2 protein-coding genes are annotated in these 1794 nt (G+C 37.2%); one reads left to right on the forward strand and one right to left on the reverse strand.

Annotation, left to right across the window (positions count from 1 at the left end):
• Nucleotides 1-104: 104 nt before the first annotated feature.
• On the forward strand, nt 105-320 hold the full coding sequence (locus F6K27_RS33030; RefSeq protein WP_287280247.1) for a hypothetical protein: 216 nt from the start codon (nt 105-107) through the stop codon (nt 318-320).
• Between the two features lie 178 nt (nt 321-498).
• Here F6K27_RS33030 and F6K27_RS33035 read toward each other — a convergent pair whose 3' ends face one another.
• Nucleotides 499-1410: a choice-of-anchor L family PEP-CTERM protein gene (locus tag F6K27_RS33035; RefSeq protein ID WP_287280249.1), complete on the reverse strand. Its 912-nt coding sequence runs from the start codon at nt 1408-1410 to the stop codon at nt 499-501.
• Nucleotides 1411-1794 lie beyond the last annotated feature (384 nt).

The raw sequence follows: 1794 nt of genomic DNA on the forward strand, positions 1-1794 counted from the left end.
GCATCCTTAAAACTTTAACCTTTAGCGATCGCCTAATTTATGAAAAATACAGCTCATACAGTTACTTTTATGTTACATTATCAATATTTATGTAATATGTAAAGATGCCAGCGCTCATTGCTATAGTATCTTTCATTGAAACTGAGGAAGTAGGTAGAGTTAATCCTCGCTCAAAATTAAATAGTTTTAACTTCCCAGTTCCAGGACAGAAAGCAAAAAGTGTTCATGTGAGCAAATTAAAAGTTGTATATAAAAAAGACGGTTATACCTATACATTTTGTCAACAGTTGTCCATAAATGTCGATAAAAATGCCATCTAAGACTTAACAGTTTCTTACAGACACGAAGTAAATATATTGTATTGATGGTTTTAGGGAGTAGGGAGTAGGGAGGCCGGGAAGGTGGGGAGGCCAGATATTAAACAAGCAAAAAATATTTACCGATTTAATTATAGCACATTAATCTCGAATATGCTGTAACTATTCAACAAACATAATATTAAATTTTGTTGATATTTTTCTTGAGCCACGAACCAGCAAAACCAACTACTAATAATCCAATTAATACAGAAGGTTCAGGAACATTTTCAATTGATTGAGGATCAATAGGTATATCTGAAAAACTATTTGCCTGGATAAATACAGCAGAATCGAGTTTCGCATCACCAGCATCAGCGATCGCTAATCTAATACGATGACTTCCAGCACTCAGTCCTAATGCTTGGGCAGTAAATAGATTAGTAAAACCATCATATTCTATATCAAAAAATGGCCCCCCCTCACTAGGGTCATTGTTATTGAAAAATTCCGGGTTACTCGCTTTAGTTCCTAGAGGTTTTCCTCCATTAACTGTATTGATGGCAACTGGAGTAGATGTACCAGGAATTAGAGCAATATTGGTTCCATTTAGGAAGAAACCGAAGACATCATTGAATTCAGAGTTTGTCCATTCTACATATTCTTCAGAGGCAAATACATAATTGAAGTAAAGGTCTCCTCCTTCACTTTCAAAGTCAAATTCCAGAATTGTTGCATCCTCGGTAGTGAATCCAGGAATCAACCCATCCAAATCTGAATCTCCAGGCAATCCATTATCGGTAGTTTGGTGATCTGAACTATTCGGACCTTCGGCATCCGTAGCTGTACCTGTAGTCAGAATAATACCGCTATCGATGCCAATACCAGATGATAATCCATTGGTGAAAATTCCTGAAGCACCTCCTGTACCTATATAGTTGATAGAATCTGGTGCAATGGTAATCCCACTGCCTAAGATTTCATTAACTAAATCATTGCCGTTATTGGTGGGAGTTATGGAAATTGCCTGAGCTGCTGTGATGCCACTGAGAGCAGCGAAAGCTGTTCCAGCAAAGGTTGCTGAAAGTTTTTTGATGAATTGTGAAATAGTCATGATTAGACTGACCCTAAAAAAGTAAGATGTTGACAATACATAGTTGAGTTCTTTGTTTGTTCCTCAACATATTCTTATTTTCAGTAATTTTTCGGGCTTGTACTGTGATCCGGATCTTGAAGAGGTGGTGATATTTATTTAGTAATATCTGTGAAGGCAGTTCAACAATTAATAATGGCTTTGTTGCACAAAAGATGATGTTTAGGGTAAAAATAAAGAAGTCAAGATGGTACACGAAACTACACTCAGCAGATATGAGTAAGAGTAAGTCTAAATCCAACTCCAAGTCCTTGTATCGACTCAAAAACTGGTCTGAGTATGATGCCTCCTTAAAGCAGCGAGGGAGTCTCACTTTTTGGCTGACTCCAGAGGCCATGGAGCAGT

It is taken from the genome of Okeania sp. SIO2F5, assembly GCF_010692685.1.
Lineage (GTDB): Bacteria > Cyanobacteriota > Cyanobacteriia > Cyanobacteriales > Microcoleaceae > Okeania > Okeania hirsuta.